The organism is Rhodoferax sp. BAB1, assembly GCF_013334205.1.
GTDB lineage: Bacteria > Pseudomonadota > Gammaproteobacteria > Burkholderiales > Burkholderiaceae_C > Hylemonella.
In genome coordinates, this window is record NZ_CP054424.1 from 2997925 (window position 1) to 3013865 (window position 15941).

At 60.9% G+C, this 15941-nt stretch carries 16 protein-coding genes and 1 pseudogene; 3 read left to right on the forward strand and 14 right to left on the reverse strand.

Annotated elements, in window-relative coordinates; genetic code table 11:
* Positions 1-2: 2 nt before the first annotated feature.
* The 14 genes and pseudogenes from neuC to rfbB all read right to left on the reverse strand — a co-directional run bounded on the left by neuC (position 3) and on the right by rfbB (position 14336).
* Positions 3-1172 carry a UDP-N-acetylglucosamine 2-epimerase gene (neuC, locus tag HTY51_RS14420; protein WP_174253370.1) on the reverse strand — a complete coding sequence of 390 codons (1170 nt, stop codon included), beginning with the start codon at positions 1170-1172 and terminating at the stop codon, positions 3-5.
* The gene (neuB, locus tag HTY51_RS14425; protein ID WP_174253371.1) at positions 1169-2173 is read right to left on the reverse strand and encodes an N-acetylneuraminate synthase; all 1005 of its coding nucleotides are present in this window, start codon (positions 2171-2173) and stop codon (positions 1169-1171) included. The genes neuC and neuB overlap by 4 nt, the downstream gene beginning before the upstream one ends.
* Positions 2170-2793: an acetyltransferase gene (locus HTY51_RS14430; protein ID WP_174253372.1), complete on the reverse strand. Its 624-nt coding sequence runs from the start codon at positions 2791-2793 to the stop codon at positions 2170-2172. The genes neuB and HTY51_RS14430 overlap by 4 nt, the downstream gene beginning before the upstream one ends.
* On the reverse strand, positions 2790-3998 hold the full coding sequence (locus HTY51_RS14435) for a LegC family aminotransferase (protein ID WP_174253373.1): 1209 nt from the start codon (positions 3996-3998) through the stop codon (positions 2790-2792). The genes HTY51_RS14430 and HTY51_RS14435 overlap by 4 nt, the downstream gene beginning before the upstream one ends.
* The gene (locus tag HTY51_RS14440; protein ID WP_174253374.1) at positions 3995-5011 is read right to left on the reverse strand and encodes an NAD-dependent 4,6-dehydratase LegB; all 1017 of its coding nucleotides are present in this window, start codon (positions 5009-5011) and stop codon (positions 3995-3997) included. Before HTY51_RS14440 ends, HTY51_RS14435 begins: the two co-directional genes overlap by 4 nt.
* Entirely contained in the window at positions 5008-6699 is a 1692-nt protein-coding gene (locus tag HTY51_RS14445; protein WP_174254300.1) for an ABC transporter ATP-binding protein, read from the reverse strand. Before HTY51_RS14445 ends, HTY51_RS14440 begins: the two co-directional genes overlap by 4 nt.
* 276 nt (positions 6700-6975) lie before the next feature.
* Positions 6976-7381, reverse strand: a pseudogene (locus HTY51_RS14450) (transposase); the annotation flags it as partial.
* A complete protein-coding gene (locus tag HTY51_RS14455) occupies positions 7341-8303 on the reverse strand; it encodes a GDP-L-fucose synthase (protein WP_254607068.1) in 963 nt (320 codons plus the stop codon). The pseudogene HTY51_RS14450 and the gene HTY51_RS14455, both read right to left, overlap by 41 nt.
* 50 nt (positions 8304-8353) lie before the next feature.
* The gene (gene gmd, locus HTY51_RS14460) at positions 8354-9478 is read right to left on the reverse strand and encodes a GDP-mannose 4,6-dehydratase (protein ID WP_174253376.1); all 1125 of its coding nucleotides are present in this window, start codon (positions 9476-9478) and stop codon (positions 8354-8356) included.
* 17 nt (positions 9479-9495) lie between these two features.
* On the reverse strand, positions 9496-10923 hold the full coding sequence (locus HTY51_RS14465; protein WP_174253377.1) for a mannose-1-phosphate guanylyltransferase/mannose-6-phosphate isomerase: 1428 nt from the start codon (positions 10921-10923) through the stop codon (positions 9496-9498).
* Positions 10920-11465: a dTDP-4-dehydrorhamnose 3,5-epimerase gene (rfbC, locus tag HTY51_RS14470; RefSeq protein WP_174253378.1), complete on the reverse strand. Its 546-nt coding sequence runs from the start codon at positions 11463-11465 to the stop codon at positions 10920-10922. Before rfbC ends, HTY51_RS14465 begins: the two co-directional genes overlap by 4 nt.
* A gap of 14 nt (positions 11466-11479) precedes the next feature.
* Positions 11480-12367 (reverse strand): glucose-1-phosphate thymidylyltransferase RfbA, encoded by an 888-nt coding sequence (gene rfbA / locus HTY51_RS14475; protein WP_174253379.1) that lies wholly within the window; start codon positions 12365-12367, stop codon positions 11480-11482.
* Between the two features lie 20 nt (positions 12368-12387).
* Complete coding sequence (gene rfbD / locus HTY51_RS14480) at positions 12388-13305, reverse strand: dTDP-4-dehydrorhamnose reductase (protein WP_254607069.1); 918 nt, start codon at positions 13303-13305, stop codon at positions 12388-12390.
* Positions 13281-14336 carry a dTDP-glucose 4,6-dehydratase gene (gene rfbB, locus HTY51_RS14485; RefSeq protein ID WP_174253381.1) on the reverse strand — a complete coding sequence of 352 codons (1056 nt, stop codon included), beginning with the start codon at positions 14334-14336 and terminating at the stop codon, positions 13281-13283. The genes rfbD and rfbB overlap by 25 nt, the downstream gene beginning before the upstream one ends.
* A 168-nt stretch (positions 14337-14504) precedes the next feature.
* On the opposite strand from rfbB, the gene HTY51_RS14490 reads away from it, so the two are divergent.
* From HTY51_RS14490 to HTY51_RS14500, 3 genes are read left to right on the forward strand one after another with little or no spacing between them, the layout of a single operon-like run.
* On the forward strand, positions 14505-14993 hold the full coding sequence (locus HTY51_RS14490) for a phasin family protein (RefSeq protein ID WP_174253382.1): 489 nt from the start codon (positions 14505-14507) through the stop codon (positions 14991-14993).
* A gap of 12 nt (positions 14994-15005) precedes the next feature.
* Positions 15006-15686, forward strand: a complete 681-nt coding sequence (locus HTY51_RS14495; protein ID WP_174253383.1) for a TetR/AcrR family transcriptional regulator — start codon at positions 15006-15008, stop codon at positions 15684-15686.
* Entirely contained in the window at positions 15679-15933 is a 255-nt protein-coding gene (locus HTY51_RS14500) for an acyl-CoA-binding protein (RefSeq protein ID WP_174253384.1), read from the forward strand. Before HTY51_RS14495 ends, HTY51_RS14500 begins: the two co-directional genes overlap by 8 nt.
* Positions 15934-15941 lie beyond the last annotated feature (8 nt).

Below are 15941 nucleotides of genomic sequence, written 5' to 3' on the forward strand. Positions count from 1 at the left end.
GCTCATGCGCCCATCCCGTTGGGAAGGTCATAAAAGGATTTCTTGGTAATGTTGTCGATGTTGAAATGCTTTAGAACATCGATGATTTTTTCACTGGCACCGCCGTCGCCGTAGGGGCTTTGGACATTTTCCAGGCTGGCCTGGAATGACGGCGAATAGAGTGTGCAGATGGCGGCAACGATGCTGGCACAGTCCGGCTCGCAGTCGATGACGCTCGCAGCTTTCAAGCGTCCACGCTGGCGATCGCCAATGTTGACTGTGCCCTTCCTGAAGCTCGGCGCTTCGGCCAGGCCGCTGGACGAGTTGCCGACGACGCCGTCGACATGCGCCATGCAGGACAGATAGCGCAGCTGCCCCAGCGATGTGTAGGCACGGGCATGCGGCCGGCTCACCGCAAAGTCTTCGATCATGCGGATCAGCTCGCGGCTGCCGGTGTCAGCGTTTGGCAGAGTCAGGATCAGATGCGTTTCCTTCAGACTGTCGAGCGCTTTGAGCAGCTCGGCCATCTGCGCCGGCGCAGTGTCCTTCTCCAGCGTGACCGGATGGAAGGTGACCAGCAGATTTTTCTTGCCAAGCTTGAAGTCGAGCGTAGCTTCAAGCGCGTCGCGGTCGAGCAGGCGGGTCTTGCGTATGGTGTCCACACCCAGGCCGCCCGTCAGAAAGACGCGCTCGGGTGCCTCGCCGAGCTGGATCACGCGCTGGCGGTAAGGTTCGGCGGCCACAAAATGCAGATGCGACATCTTGGTAATGGAGTGGCGGATCGCATCGTCGAACGCGCCTTCCGTGATTTCGCCGCCGTGCAGATGCGCCAGCGGCAGGCCGGCGATCAGTGCGGCAGTGGCAGCGGCAAGTATCTCGAAGCGGTCGCCAAGCAGCACAACGACATCCGGCCTGAGTTCGGCGTAGGCATCGGCAAAGGCGATCACGCCGCGGCCGATCGCCTTGGTCACGCCAACCGGCGTGTCGTCCGCCGTCAGGATATCCAGCTTGCGGTCGATGGCGAAACCGTCCGCCTCAATCTCGCGATAGGTCATGCCGAACTCGGCCGACAGGTGCGTGCCGGTGGCGGCGATCTGCAGCCGCAGCATCGGGTCGCGGCGTATGCCGTCCATGACCCATTGCAACAGCCCGTAGTCGGCACGCGTACCGGTAACGACGCAGATGGTTCTCATAGGCTGAGGAACTCGTCGGGCTCAAAGTCACGCGGTGCGGCAGTGCCGATCACCTCATCCCAGCGCATGGGCGAAATGCCTGTGCCCGGGCGCTTGGCCACCACATTAGTCGCCGTAAACACCTCGCCGGCCTTGATTGCCCGCGCAGCCACCAAGGATCGGCGCGCAATCGGCTTGTTGCGCAGCTCGCTTGGACTGGGGCCCTTGACCGGACTGCCTAACGCCTGTTCGATGTGACGGATGGCAACCACCATGTTGCGGAAAGGTTCGGGCTCCAAGCTAGCCTTGTGGTCGGGCCCGGGCAGATCGCAATCCAGAGTCAGATGCTTTTCGATCACACAAGCCCCCATCGCCACAGCTGCCACAGCCACCTCGATGCCCACCGTATGATCGGAATAGCCCACGGCCACGCCAAAACTATCTGCGATGGTCTGCATGGCACGCAGGTTCACTTCTCGCATGGGCGCCGGATATTCGGTAGTGCAATGCAAGACCGTGATTCGCTGGCGCTGCGTGCCAGATGCTTCGAACACCGAGATCGCCGCACCGATCTCATCCAGCGTGGACATTCCCGTGGAAATGATGACTTCATCCGCTAATTGCGCCATGCGCCGCAGATACGGCAGATTGGTGATCTCGCCAGAAGGCACTTTGAAACGCTTTAATCCTTTTGCCGCGAGTAGGCTTAAGCTGTCTTCGTCGAAGGCCGTAGACATGAATTCAATGCCGCGTATCGAGGCGTGCGCGATCAGATCATCGTGCATTGACGGGGTGAGTTCCAAGCGGCTAAGCATTTCGTACTGCGACTCGGATGCCCCGGTGGTTTCGACCTGGTAGTCAGCCTTGGCTGCACTCCGGGTCACCAGCCGATCAGCAGCGAAGGTCTGAAACTTGACGATGTCAGCACCAGACTCTGCGGCGGCATCGATCAGGCGACGGGCGAGCTGCATGTCGCCATTGTGGTTCACCCCCGCCTCCGCAATGATCAGCACCTTGCTCATGCCTGTTTCCCCGTCCAGAACACCGATCCATCAGACAAGGTTTGCCTCAACACAGAGCCCATGCCCACCAGGCAGCGTGCGCCGATTGAAACACCTTGTTTGACCATGGTGCCGCTGCCCACAAAGCTGGCACCTCCGACAGACACCTCGCCATTGAGAATCGCCCCGGTAGAAACATGGCAGTGGTCACCCACCAGCACATCATGCTCGACGACGGCGCGAGTGTTAATAATGCAGTTGCAACCAATACGGGCGTTGGCATTCACCACCGCACCATGCATGATGATGCTGCCTTCGCCGATCTGCGCGTGCCTGGACACATAAGCGTGAGGTGACACCAACACAGGCAGGGTGAAACCGGCATCACGTGCCTGCTGGTGGAGATTTATGCGTATCCTGGCAGACCGTATCTGTCCGACGGTGATCATGGCATGTTCATATTCTTTTGCGAGCCATGGCATGTCTTGGTCTGTGGCAATAACCTCGTAACCGGTAAAGCGTTGATGCAATTCGTGCTCCAGGCCTACCAGGCCGACGATGCGGAACTGCCCGTGCGTTTCGATTACATCGATGCATGATGCAGCGTGGCCACCTGCTCCGATTAGTACGATGTCTTTCATCGCGCCCCTCTTGCGCCGAGTCCCGAGCTGCTAGGCAGATTGATCAATCGCTGCTCTAGGGAGGAGGTCACGGTTAGTTCCATGCGCGGACAACCAACATAGGGTTGCAACTTATGCATGGGCCTCCAGATTGGGCGTGTCATGTAACCGGCTGCGTTGGTAGCCTCAAGAATGGCATCGCGCAGGGCCATGTTTTCGCGTTCCAGTTTGAGGGTCTGCAGCCAGAAGTTGCTCTGGCTGTAAGCGGGCTCTCGAACGATGTGCATGCCCGGCAGATCGGCACATGCTTTGCGATAGGCATCAAATAACTGGCGCTTAGCACTCAACATGCCGGGCAGTTGCTCCAGTTGCGCACAGCCCAGCGCAGCATTCAGGTTGGGCATGCGGTAGTTGTAGCCAATCTGATCGTGCTCATAGGCCCAGCGGTGTGGTAGCTTGGCGGTGGTGGTCAGGTGTTTGCCATGGCGCGCCAAGCTCTCGTCATCGGTGATGATGGCACCGCCGCCGCCCGTGGTGATGGTCTTGTTGCCATTGAAGCTGAGTGTGCCCATGCGACCGAAGGTGCCTGTGTGACGCCCATGGTAAAAGCTGCCGAGCGATTCGGCCGCGTCTTCCACCATCACCAGCTTGAAGTCGTGCGCTACAGCCATCAGACCGTCAAGATCGACAGGATGTCCAAAGGTGTGCATCGGCACAATGGCACGGATGGGTCTGCCAGACTGACGGTTTATACACACGCCGTGGTGCAACTCCGCCACGGATTGCAGATACTCTCGCAGCGCAACAGCCGACATGCCCAACGTGGCTTCTTCGCAATCGACGAAATGCGGAATCGCGTTGCAATAACTCACAGCATTGGCCGTGGCCACAAAAGTCAGTGCAGGCGTGAGTACCTCATCGCCAGCTTGTACGCCCGCAAGTTTCAATGCGATGTGCAACGCCGCAGTGCCATTGACCACGGCCACCGAGTATCGCGCCCCCGTGTAATCGGCGAGGTCCTTCTCAAAGCGGTCGACGAATTTCCCCACAGACGAAACGAATGTGGAATCAAGACACTCCTTGAGGTATTCCCATTCATTGCCTGCAAATTGCGGCTCATGCAGCACGGCGGGCGCCTCCCCGATCGCACGCGCAATGGCATTCACCACCTCGAGTGCCGTCAACTGCTCGGCGGTAACGGAGGCTGATGGCAGCACGGAGTTCATAAGTTGTAAATGTTGGCCTTGTACTGACGCAGATTGTCGGCTTGGACAAACCATTGCACGGTTTCATTCAAGCCACGCTTGAAACCGTCGAGGCCACCATACGCAGGCTGCCAGCCAAAGAGCTCGCGCGCCTTGCCGTTGGCTGCCCAGAGGCGCTCCACTTCAGAGTTTACAGGGCGTAGCCTTTGCTCGTCGGTGACGATTTCCACCTCGACATTCATCGCCTCGGCAATTGCTCGCGCTGTGTCGCCGATGGAAATTTCGAAGTTGCTGCCGAAATTCACCACTTCGCCCAAGCCCTTGTCAGACTGCAGGGCTGCAATGAACGCGGCCACTGTGTCTTGAACATAGTTGAAGTCACGTGTGGGAGACACCGCACCAAGCTTGATCTGGCGTTTGCCGTTGGCAATCTGCGTAATGATGGTGGGTATTACCGCACGAGCCGACTGGCGCGGACCATAGGTATTAAAGGGCCGTGCAATCACTACCGGCAAGCCAAACGACGCATAGAAAGAATAGGCCAACTGGTCGGCAGCAATCTTGGTGGCTGAGTACGGCGACTGGCCCTGCAAAGGATGCTCTTCGGTAATGGGTACAAACCGTGCCGTGCCATAGACCTCACTCGTGGACGTGTGAATCACACGATTGACACCCAATTCACGCGCCGCCTGCAATACGTTCAACGTGCCTTTGACATTGGTATCGACATAAGTATCGGGCGAATGATAGGAAAAGGGGATGGCAATAAGCGCCGCCAGATGCAAAACTGCACCGCAGCCCTTCATCGCTTCTTTGACGCCATGCGGATCACGTATGTCACCAGCGAACACCTCGAACTGACCCTTGACTTCGGGGCTGCAGTGGTCGAGCCACCCCCAAGAATTGAAGGAGTTGTAGAGAACGAAGGCTCGGACTTTATGCCCCTTACGAACCAATGCTTCTGTAAGATGGGAGCCAATAAAGCCATCAGCACCGGTGATTAAAATAGTGGGATGGCCTGTCGTTGATTTCATTGATTTATAGCCACTTGATTGCAAAATTCTGGATAACTACCGATACGCATGATCCCACCATTACCTAATTCAACTATCTGCGTGCAATTCTTTAGAGTCGTAACGCGATGGGCAATGATAAGTAAGGTCAGGTCTTGACCAAGCCCATCGATGGCTTGCATGACAGCTTGTTCAGTTTCACTATCCAGCGCGCTAGTAGCCTCATCAAATATGATGACGTCCGCTTGTTTATAAAGTGCACGTGCGATGCCAATGCGTTGGCGTTGACCGCCAGAAAGACGGACTCCTCGTTCACCGACAACAGTTTGATATTTCTCTGGCCACGACTCTATACTTTCGGCGATTTTGGCCTGTAGCGCAGCTTTACGGACCCTCTCATGATCGATCAGTTCTTTAGGAACGCCAAAGGCAATATTTTCTTCAATGCTACTGTCAGTCAGAAAAATAACTTGCGGCACATGGGCAATATGAGCTTGCCAAGCACGACTGTTGGCAAGAGTTATAGATTGCCCATCTACCTCTATCGAACCATCGGTTGGCGGCAACAACCCCATTACTACATCAAGCAGCGTACTCTTACCGCTGCCAGTGGTTCCGACGAAGCCAATACGGCTGCCTTTAGGAATAATGAGGTTGAGCTCCTTTAATACGTAGGGGGTTTGCAGGCCGTAACGGAAACCAAGTTGCTTGAGACAGATGTTGCGGCTAAAGGGAAGTGCTGCGGTGACTGACTCTTCGGCATGATCGGGCAACGGTTGGTCTAATAGCTCGAGCGTGTCTTGCAGTGAAGCCTGACCACCTTTAATGCTACTCCAAGACCCATAGGCTTGCTGCAAAGCCGGCAGTAAACGCTGCGCGCCAATAGCTAAAGCACCCAGTATCGGAATTGCTCTCCCGATGCCGTCGGGTTGCTGTGCAATCGAGTACGCCAGCGCGGCGATCAGTAGCATCCCGAGCGATTCCATCGCGTACCGCGGGCTTGCCCCAATGAAGACACTGTTTCCTTGAGCGCGGCGCAAGGCCAGATCAGAAGTGGCGTAGGTCTGACAATAGGTAGATTGGCTACCATCTATTAGAACATCGCGGATACCACCCAACCCTTCTTGCAAGGATTTAATAGTTTGAACAGACTCACGGGCCACACACTGGCTATTGGCCAGTAACTTTTTCCGAGTTAACCCGATGATCAAAAAGTAGATCGAACCAAACCCTCCTAATGCCCAAATAGCAACAATAGGCTCGATAAAAAATAGGGTGCAAACAATGGCGATCAGAATCACAATTGCGCTAATCAGCATCAATGCAGGAACAATAATATTGTGAGTCAAATTACTAGCTTTGCTGGATATGCCGCTGATAACTTCACTACTGTTGCGGGCACAGTGAACTGCATATGGCTGATACAAGGTGCGACGATAGATGCTGATGCTGAGCTCAGCCCCAGTGCTAAATGAGAGGCGAGTTGTGGCCCAGAGCAACAACAAGCGCATGCCTCCGGCAATAAGTGCCGCCAAACAAAAAGCAACGGTGAGAGGCAACACCAGTTGCTCTGATGAAGTTATTCCAAGTGCTTGGATGACTGGCTGCACAGCGGGATTCACAAATATACGCTCCGGTGCTGTTAAAACACCAAGAAAGGGCAACACCGCCCCGATACTAAGAATTTCGGCGAACGAGGCAAGCAGCATCAACACCAATAGCAGTCCGAATTGGGTACGACGGCGCGGATTGATGTGGCACCAGAGGCGCTTAAGGAGGGTTGTTATCGGTTGGCTAGTCACGATAGATTTGATAGTCTGTGCAATTGCAGTTTTGGATTATTTTCCAAAGATGGTCTGCACAACCACCGCTGACGCGACGATTAGACAGACCCGTTTCATCTGACGCAATAAAGCGTCGGTTTTTCATCCCGAATCGGGCCATTTGCGCCCCTTCACAGGGGCATCCCGGGATTGCGGGCGCACTCATCCCCGCAACTCCTGCAACAGCGTTCGGCGCATCATCCACAGATTGGACTGCGCGAACAAGGTGTGGAGTTGCTGAGTGTTTTTGTTCAACCCCCGGTAACGCACCTTCACGTACCCGAATTGGCGCTTGATGAACCGAAAGAGATGCTCCAGTTTAGCCCGCATGCTGGCCTTGAGCTTTTCCGCCTGCTCCATCAGATTACCCCAAGGTGTTTGCTTGTGCTGCTTTCGCTTGCCCGGACACATCGCCACGTGCCAGGTCGCGCCGGTGACCTCTTCTCGCTTGTCGGCGCTTTGGTAGCCCACATCGACAAACACGCCCTGCTCTTCACCATGGAACATGGGCATGGCCCTGGGGCACGTCATTGACGTTGGTGGCCGTTCCAATCAACGTGTGTACTAGCTCCACCTTGTTGCTGTTGCATGTCCTGATATGCCAGGCTCAGGCCCTGCTCGAGCCCGACCCGCGCCTGCCACCCCAGCGCATTCTGGCGCCCCAAATCCATGAGCTTGCGCGGCGTGCCGTCGGGCTTGCTGCGGTCGTAGCTGATGCGGCCTTCATACCCCACCACGCGCGCCACCGTGGCGGCCAACTCGGCAATGGTCACATCCGAGCCAAACCCCACATTGATGTGGCTGAGCTGGGGCTGCACCTGGGCCTGGTAGATCTCAGGCGGCAGGTTCATCACAAAGACGCTGGCGGCGGCCATGTCGTCCACATAGAGAAACTCGCGCCGTGCCGTGCCACTGCCCCAGACGCTCACCTCTTGCGCACCGGCCTGCTTGGCAGCATGGAAGCGTCGCAGCAGCGCGGGGATGACGTGGCTGTTTTCCGGGTGGTAGTTGTCGCCCGGACCGTAGAGATTGGTGGGCATGACACTGCGATAGTCGCGCCCGTACTGGCGGTTGTAGCTTTCGCACAGCTTGATGCCGGCGATCTTGGCAACAGCATAGGGCTCGTTGGTGGGCTCCAACGTGCCGGTCAGCAAGGCGCTTTCGGCCATGGGCTGCGGCGCCAGCTTGGGATAGATGCAGCTGGAACCGAGAAAAAGCAGTTGCTGCACGCCGTGCACATGGGCGGCATGGATCACATTCGCCTGCACCATCAGGTTCTCGTAGATGAACTCGGCGGGATAGGTGTTATTCGCATGGATACCACCTACCTTGGCCGCAGCCAGATAAACCCGGCCGGGTTTTTCCTTGGCAAAGAATTCCTGAACAGCGGACTGGTCTGTCAGATCCAGTTCAGCGTGACTGCGCGTGACAATATTGGCTGCATCAACACCCTGCGCCAGCAGGGTGCGCACAATAGCGCCACCAACCATTCCGCGATGACCGGCGACATAGATTTTCTCGGGATTGGGCACAGTGGCACTCACTTTTCCTTGCTGACCTGAACGACATACCCATGCTTTTGGAGCAGCGCATGCTGACGAGCCTGCTCCAGGTCATGAGCCACCATCTCCTGCACCATTTCGTCCAGGGTGATCTGCGGAATCCAGCCCAGATCCTGCTTGGCCAGGCCGGGGTCGCCGAGCAGGGTTTCCACCTCGGCAGGGCGAAAGTAGTGGGGGTCGACCCGCACGATGACGTCTCCGACCTTCAGGGCCGGTGCCTTGTCGCCCTGGACAGAGGCCACCACGGCCACCTCGTCCACACCCCCGCCCTCGAAGCGCAGCGTGACGCCAAGCTGGGCGGCGGATTTCTCGATGAACTGGCGCACGCTGTACTGCACGCCGGTGGCGATGACGTAGTCCTTCGGCGCATCCTGCTGCAACATCATCCACTGCATGCGCACGTAGTCCTTGGCATGGCCCCAGTCGCGCAGGGCATCCATATTGCCCATGTAGAGGCACTTGTCCAGACCTTGGGCGATGTTGCACAGGCCGCGCGTGATCTTGCGGGTGACGAAGGTCTCGCCGCGGCGCGGGCTCTCGTGGTTGAACAGGATCCCGTTGCAGGCATACATGCCGTAGGCTTCACGGTAGTTCACCGTGATCCAGTAGGCATAGAGCTTGGCCACGCCATAGGGGCTGCGCGGATAGAAAGGTGTTGTTTCTTTCTGCGGAATTTCCTGCACGAGGCCGTAGAGTTCAGAGGTGCTGGCCTGGTAGAAGCGGGTTTTCTTCTCCAGGCCCAGGATACGGATGGCTTCCAGCAGGCGTAGGGCGCCGATGGCGTCCACGTCAGCCGTGTATTCCGGGCTCTCGAAGCTCACGGCCACGTGGCTCTGGGCGCCCAGGTTGTAGACCTCGTCGGGCTGCACCTGCTGCATGATGCGCACCAGGTTGCTGGTGTCGGTCAGATCGCCATAGTGCAGCACGAAGTTGCGGTGGTCGATGTGCGGGTCCTGGTACAGATGGTCCACCCGCGCCGTGTTGAACAGGCTGGCACGGCGCTTGATGCCATGCACGATATAGCCTTTGGCGAGCAGGAATTCGGCCAAGTAGGAGCCGTCCTGGCCAGTGATGCCTGTGATGAGGGCAACCTTTGGTGTCATGTCATTTACTCGTTTGCTCATTTACGTCCGTAACTGTCTTCGAAGCGGACGATATCGTCCTCTCCCAGATACGCACCGCTCTGCACCTCGATGATCTCCAGCGGGACCTTGCCCGGGTTGGCCAGGCGGTGCACCTGGCCGATGGGGATGTAGGTGCTCTGGTTCTCGCTCAACACCATGACCTTGTCGCCGTTGGTCACCTCGGCGGTGCCGCTGACCACCACCCAGTGCTCGGCACGGTGGTGGTGTTTCTGCAGCGAGAGCGAGGCGCCGGGCTTGACCATGATGCGCTTGACCTGGTGGCGGGGCCCGAGGTCGATGCTGTCGTACCAGCCCCAGGGCCGCGCCACACGGCGGTGCTGCACGGCCTGGGTCGCGTCCAGCGTCTCCAGCTTGGCCACCACTTCCTTGACGGCCTCGGCATGGGACGCATCGGCCACCAGCAGCGCGTCGGGGGTGTCGATGACCAGCAAGCCCCGGGTGCCCAGGGCCACCACGGGGCGCTGGCCACCCGCATGGATGTAGGTGTCTTGCGCGCGCAGGTGGTGGGCATGCTGCACCTCGCCGCCCGCACGGTTGCCGTCGGCGTCCGGCTCGGCCAGTTGCGCCACGGCATTCCAGCTGCCCACGTCGCTCCAGACGCCGGCAAAGGGATAGACGCTGACGTTGCCGGCGCGCTCCATCACGGCGTAGTCGATGGACTGGCTGCGGCAGCCCGCGAAAACCTGCGCATCGGGGCGCAGGAACAGGCCGTCGCGCTGCGGTTGCTGCATGGCCTGGCGACAGACATCCAGGATATCGGGCGCATGGACTTGCAGCGCGTCGAGCAGCGCTTGTGCACGCATCAGGAAAATGCCGGCATTCCAGAGGTACTGGCCACTGGCCAGGAACTCAAGCGCCTTGTCCTGCGCGGGCTTCTCGACGAAACGGGCCACCTCGAAGCCGGCGCCGGTCGCTGCGCCCTTCTGGATGTAGCCGTAGGCCGTACTGGGAAAGCTGGGCAGCACGCCGAAGGTCACCAGCCGGCCGGCCTGTGCCGCCGGGGCCGCGCCCTGCACCATGGCGCAAAAGGCCTGGGCGTCGGGGATGTGGTGATCGGCCGGGCAGAAGAGCAGCAGCGCATCGGTGGGTGCCGCCAGCGCGGCCAGGGCCATGGCGGCGGCCGTGTTCCTGGCCTGCGGCTCGAGGATCTGCCGGACAGACAGGCCGGCTTGCGTCGCCACGTCAGCCACCAGGAAACGATGCTCTTCGGCCGCCACGCAGGTGATGGCCTCTGCCTGGCCCCGGGCCAGGGGCGCCACACGCTCCAGCGTCAGCTGCAGCAGGGACTTCTCGCCGATCAGCGGAATGAACTGCTTGGGGAAAGCCTTGCGCGACAGCGGCCACAGCCGCGTGCCGCTACCGCCGCAAAGAATGACCGGGCGGATCGAAAAAACTGCCGTCATGCGTATACCTCGGCTTGCGCCAACAACTTGCCTTGCTGATCCTTGCCGGAGAGCTGCGGAGGACCACCGACAGGCCACTCGATGCCTATGGCCGGATCGTTCCAGGCGATGCAACGCTCGTGCTCGGGCGCGTAGTAATCGGTGGTCTTGTAGAGGAAGTCGGCCGACTCGCTGGTGACCAGGAAGCCGTGTGCAAAGCCGGGTGGCACCCACAACTGGCGGTGGTTGTGCTCGCTCAGTTCCACCCCCACCCAGCGGCCGAAGGTAGGTGAGGATTTGCGCAGGTCTACCGCCACGTCAAAGACGCTGCCGCGCACCACACGCACCAGCTTGCCCTGCGACTGCTGCAGCTGATAGTGCAGGCCGCGCAACACCCCCTTGGCGCTGCGGCTGTGGTTGTCCTGCACAAAACGCTGTGTCACGCCCGTGGCCTGGGCGAAAGCACGCTCGTTGAAGCTCTCGAAGAAAAAGCCCCGTGCGTCGCCGAACACCTTGGGTTCGATGATCAGCACATCGGGGATCGCGCCAGGGATGACTTGCATGGTGTTTGACCCGCTCAGGCGAGGCGCTTTTCCTTCAACAGGCGCTGCAGGTACTGCCCGTAGCCGTTCTTGGCCAGCGGCTGCGCCAGCCTCTCCAGCTGGGCATCATCGATCCAGCCATGGCGCCAGGCGATCTCTTCCGGGCAGGCGATCTTCAGGCCCTGGCGGTGTTCCAGCGTGGCGATGAACTGGCTGGCCTCCAGCAGGCTGTCATGGGTGCCGGTATCCAGCCAGGCGTAACCGCGCCCCATCATCTGCACGCTGAGCTGGCCGCGGTCCAGGTACATCTGGTTGACCGTCGTGATCTCCAGTTCGCCGCGGGCGCTGGGCTTGACGGCCTTGGCGATGTCCACCACCTGCTGGTCGTAGAAATACAGGCCGGTGACGGCGTAGTTGCTCTTCGGGACCTTGGGCTTTTCCTCGATGCTGCTGGCCTGGCCCCGTGCATCGAAGGCCACCACGCCGTAGCGCTCGGGGTCGGTCACGTGATAGGCAAAGACGGTGGCGCCGCTCGTCTTCGCATCGGCGGCGCCCAGCAGTCCGTGGAAGTCGTGGCCGTAGTAGATGTTGTCGCCCAGCACCAGCGCGCTCGGGCTGTTGCCCACGAAATGCTCGCCGATGATGAAGGCCTGCGCCAAGCCGTCCGGACTGGGCTGCACGGCGTATTGCAGGTTCAGCCCCCACTGGCTGCCGTCGCCCAGCAACTGCTCGAAGCGCGGCGTGTCCTGCGGCGTGCTGATGAGCAGGATGTCGCGCATGCCCGCCAGCATCAGCGTGGTGAGCGGGTAATACACCATGGGCTTGTCGTAGACCGGCAGCAGCTGTTTGCTGATGGCCAGGGTGGCCGGGTGCAGCCGGGTGCCGGAGCCACCAGCCAGGATGATGCCCTTGCGTTGTGTCATGGTCGTTATCTCAGAGTGCGTCAGAGGGTTTCTGCCAGCATGCGCCTCACCCCGTCCTGCCAGTGCGGCAGCGTCAGGCCGAAGGTGTTTTGCAGCAGCGTGGTGTCCAAGCGTGAATTGTGCGGCCGTTTGGCCGGTGTCGGATAGGCCGCGGTCGGGATCGGTTTGACCTGCTCCGGCCCCGCCTTCAGGGCCATGCCGGCCTCTTGCGCCTGCTGCAGCACGAAGCGTGCATAACCGTGCCAGCTGGTCTCGCCCGCCGCCGCCACATGGTAGACCCCCGAAGGCGTCAGGTCGTTGCGCCGCATGGGGGGCAACACATGGCGGATGGCATGGGCCGTCACGTCGGCCAGCAGATCGGCCCCGGTGGGCGCGCCGATCTGGTCGTCGATCACCGTGAGCTGCTCACGCTCGCCTGCCAGGCGCAGCATGGTCTTGGCGAAATTGCCGCCACGTGCGCCGTAGACCCAGCTGGTCCGAAAGACCAGGTGCTGACAGCCGCTGGCGGCGATCATCTGTTCACCTTCGAGCTTGGTGCGACCGTAGACGCTCAGGGGCGCCGTGGCATCGGTTTCTTTCCAGGGCCGGTTGCCGCTGCCATCGAATACATAGTCGGTGCTGTAGTGGACGAGCCAGGCCCCCAGTTGGCGCGCCTCCTGCGCCAGCAACTGCGGCGCGAGTGCGTTGATGGCGCGCGCCAGGTCAGGCTCGCTCTCGGCCTTGTCGACGGCCGTGTGCGCCGCCGCATTGACGATCACCTGCGGCTGCACGCTGCGCACGGTCTGCGCCAGCCCCGCCAGATCGCTGAGGTCGCCGACCCCTTGGCGGTCCAGCGCCACCACCTCGCCCAGCACGGCCAGGGAACGCTGCAGTTCCCAGCCGACCTGGCCGTTCTTGCCGAGCAGAAGAATTTTCATTGGTACTGTTTGCTGACCCAGTCGCGGTAGGCGCCAGACAACACGTGCGCCACCCAGTCCGGATGCTCCAGGTACCACGCCACGGTCTTGCGGATGCCGGTCTCGAAGGTCTCGGCCGGCTTCCAGCCCAGCGCCTGCTCCAGCTTGCGCGCATCGATGGCGTAGCGCCGGTCGTGGCCGGGGCGGTCCTTCACGTAAGTGATCTGCTCGCGGTAGCTCTTGCCATCGGTGCGCGGGCGCAGTTCGTCCAGCAGCGCGCACAGTGTCATCACGATCTCGATGTTGGGCTTCTCGTTCCAGCCGCCCACGTTGTAGACCTCGCCCAGCTGGCCGGCGGCCAGCACGCGGCGGATGGCGCTGCAGTGGTCCTTGACGTAAAGCCAGTCGCGGATCTGCATGCCATCGCCGTACACCGGCAGGGGCTTGCCCGCCAGGGCGTTGACGATCATCAACGGGATGAGCTTTTCGGGGAAGTGGTAGGGGCCGTAGTTGTTGGAACAGTTGGTGGTGAGCACCGGCAGGCCGTAGGTGTGGTGGTAGGCGCGCACCAGGTGGTCGCTGGCGGCCTTGCTGGCGCTGTAGGGGCTGTTGGGCTCGTAGCGGTGGAGTTCGGTGAAGGCCGGCTCCCCGGGGGCCAGCGAACCGTAGACCTCGTCCGTGGACACGTGCAGGAAGCGGAAGGCGGCCTTGCCCGCCGCGTCCAGCCCACCCCAGTGGGCCCGCACGGCCTCCAGCAGGCGGAAGCTGCCGACAATATTGGTCTGGATGAAGTCCTCCGGGCCGTGGATGGAGCGGTCCACATGCGATTCGGCGGCGAAGTTGATGACAGCGCGCGGCCGGTGCTCGGCCAGCAGGCGCGCCACCAGGGCGCCGTCGGCGATGTCTCCCTGGATAAAGACGTGGCGCGGGTCGCCTTGCAGCGAAGCCAGGTTTTCCAGATTGCCGGCGTAGGTGAGCTTGTCGAGGTTGAGCACCGGCTCATCGCTCTGAGCCAGCCAGTCCAGCACGAAATTGGCACCGATAAAACCGGCGCCGCCAGTGACAAGAATCATGGAATCCCCTGTGGCCCGGTGGACCCGCTTCAGGCCGGCCCCAGGCTGTATGTGAACGCTTAAGTTTATCGCATGGGCCCCTGCCAACACCTGCCGCCCGGGCACTGGCGCACCGGCCTGACTGGGCGTACAGTCCCGTTCATACCGGCTTTTCAGGAGTACCGCACCATGAGCAGCAAATCGACCTCGCGCAGCGCCCCCCCGCCCTCCTCCGAAACCGATTCTGTGCGCGACTCGGCGCACCAGATCTGGCTGGCCGGCCTGGGCGCCTTCACCAAGGCGCAGCAGGAAGGCGGCAAGGTCTTCGACGCCCTGGTGCAGGAAGGCCTGACCATGCAGCGCAAGGCCCAGACCACGGCCGAGGCCAAGCTCAATGAGGCCAGCCAGAAGATCAGCAGCATGGCCCAGGATCTCGGTACCCGTGCCACCGGCCAGTGGGACAAGCTCGAAGGCCTGTTCGAGGACCGTGTGGCCCGTGCCCTGGAACGCCTGGGCATCCCCTCGGCCCGCGACGTGCAGCATCTGAATGCGCGTCTGGCCGAGCTGGAAAAGCAGTTGCAGGCCCGCCCGGCGCGCAGCACTCCGGCCAGGAAGGCCGCTCCCGCCAAAAAGGCGGCCCCTGCGAAAAAAGCGGCTGCGCGCAAGAAAGCCGGCTGACAGGGCTGGCCGATGGCCAAAAAGGCGCCACGCCGCACCGCCCAGCGCATCCAGGAGGCGGCGCTGGCGCTGTTCAACCGCTATGGCGAGCCCAACGTCTCCACCACCCAGATTGCCGGCGAACTGGGCATCAGCCCGGGCAACCTCTACTACCACTACCCGGCCAAGGATGGCCTGGTCAACGCCCTGTTCGAGCAGTACGAACAGGCCCTGGCCGGCCTGCTGCCGGCCGCCGGGGACGTGCGCGACGTGGAGGGCGCCTGGTTTTTCATGCACAGCCTGTTCGAGCGCATCTGGGACTACCGCTTCCTCTACCGCGACCTCAACCTGCTGCTCAGCCGCAACCGCCGGCTCGAAGCCGGCATCCAGCAGGCCCTGCACGACCAGACCGTGGCGCTGAGCACCCTGCTGGCCCGGCTGCAGGGCAGCGGCGCCCTGCAGATCGCGGCCGAGGATGCGGCCGGCCTGGCCACGCGCCAGGTCGTGCTGCTGAGCTACTGGCTGAGTTTCGAGTACGCGCTGGACCCGCGCCACGCGCTGGAGCCCGAAGGCCTGCAGGCTGCCGTGCTGCGCGGCGCCGGGCATGCGCTCGGTTTGCTGCTACCCTATCTGGTTCCCGCGCAGCAGGCCTATCTGCGCCAACTGCTGCGCGCTTACCACCCCACAGAGAACCCCGGAGCCTCACATGAGTGACCTGAAAGCCCGTTTCGAAGCCGCTGTCGCCGCTTCCAAAGACCTGAGCGAGCGTCCCGACAACATGACCCTGCTCAAGATCTACGCCCTGTACAAGCAGGCCAGCGCCGGCGCGCCGACCGATCCGCGCCCCGGTTTTTCCGACATGGTGGGCCGCGCCAAGTGGGACGCCTGGAACGCCCTCAAGGACAAGAGCCAGGACGAGGCCATGCAGGACTACATCGACCTGATCGAATCGCTGAGCTGATCCGGCCT

Bases quoted from the DNA above. Each gene is read 5' to 3' on its own strand.
- HTY51_RS14500 (WP_174253384.1), top strand. From the start codon at position 15,679: ATGAGTGACCTGAAAGCCCGTTTCGAAGCCGCTGTCGCCGCTTCCAAA.
- HTY51_RS14435 (WP_174253373.1), bottom strand. From the start codon at position 3,998: ATGAACTCCGTGCTGCCATCAGCCTCCGTTACCGCCGAGCAGTTGACG.
- gmd (WP_174253376.1), bottom strand. From the start codon at position 9,478: ATGACACCAAAGGTTGCCCTCATCACAGGCATCACTGGCCAGGACGGC.
- rfbC (WP_174253378.1), bottom strand. From the start codon at position 11,465: ATGCAAGTCATCCCTGGCGCGATCCCCGATGTGCTGATCATCGAACCC.
- HTY51_RS14495 (WP_174253383.1), top strand. From the start codon at position 15,006: ATGGCCAAAAAGGCGCCACGCCGCACCGCCCAGCGCATCCAGGAGGCG.
- HTY51_RS14430 (WP_174253372.1), bottom strand. From the start codon at position 2,793: ATGAAAGACATCGTACTAATCGGAGCAGGTGGCCACGCTGCATCATGC.
- neuB (WP_174253371.1), bottom strand. From the start codon at position 2,173: ATGAGCAAGGTGCTGATCATTGCGGAGGCGGGGGTGAACCACAATGGC.
- HTY51_RS14465 (WP_174253377.1), bottom strand. From the start codon at position 10,923: ATGACGGCAGTTTTTTCGATCCGCCCGGTCATTCTTTGCGGCGGTAGC.
- HTY51_RS14455 (WP_254607068.1), bottom strand. From the start codon at position 8,303: ATGGTTGGTGGCGCTATTGTGCGCACCCTGCTGGCGCAGGGTGTTGAT.
- rfbA (WP_174253379.1), bottom strand. From the start codon at position 12,367: ATGACACAACGCAAGGGCATCATCCTGGCTGGTGGCTCCGGCACCCGG.
- neuC (WP_174253370.1), bottom strand. From the start codon at position 1,172: ATGAGAACCATCTGCGTCGTTACCGGTACGCGTGCCGACTACGGGCTG.
- HTY51_RS14445 (WP_174254300.1), bottom strand. From the start codon at position 6,699: ATGCTGCTTGCCTCGTTCGCCGAAATTCTTAGTATCGGGGCGGTGTTG.
- rfbB (WP_174253381.1), bottom strand. From the start codon at position 14,336: ATGATTCTTGTCACTGGCGGCGCCGGTTTTATCGGTGCCAATTTCGTG.
- HTY51_RS14440 (WP_174253374.1), bottom strand. From the start codon at position 5,011: ATGAAATCAACGACAGGCCATCCCACTATTTTAATCACCGGTGCTGAT.
- HTY51_RS14490 (WP_174253382.1), top strand. From the start codon at position 14,505: ATGAGCAGCAAATCGACCTCGCGCAGCGCCCCCCCGCCCTCCTCCGAA.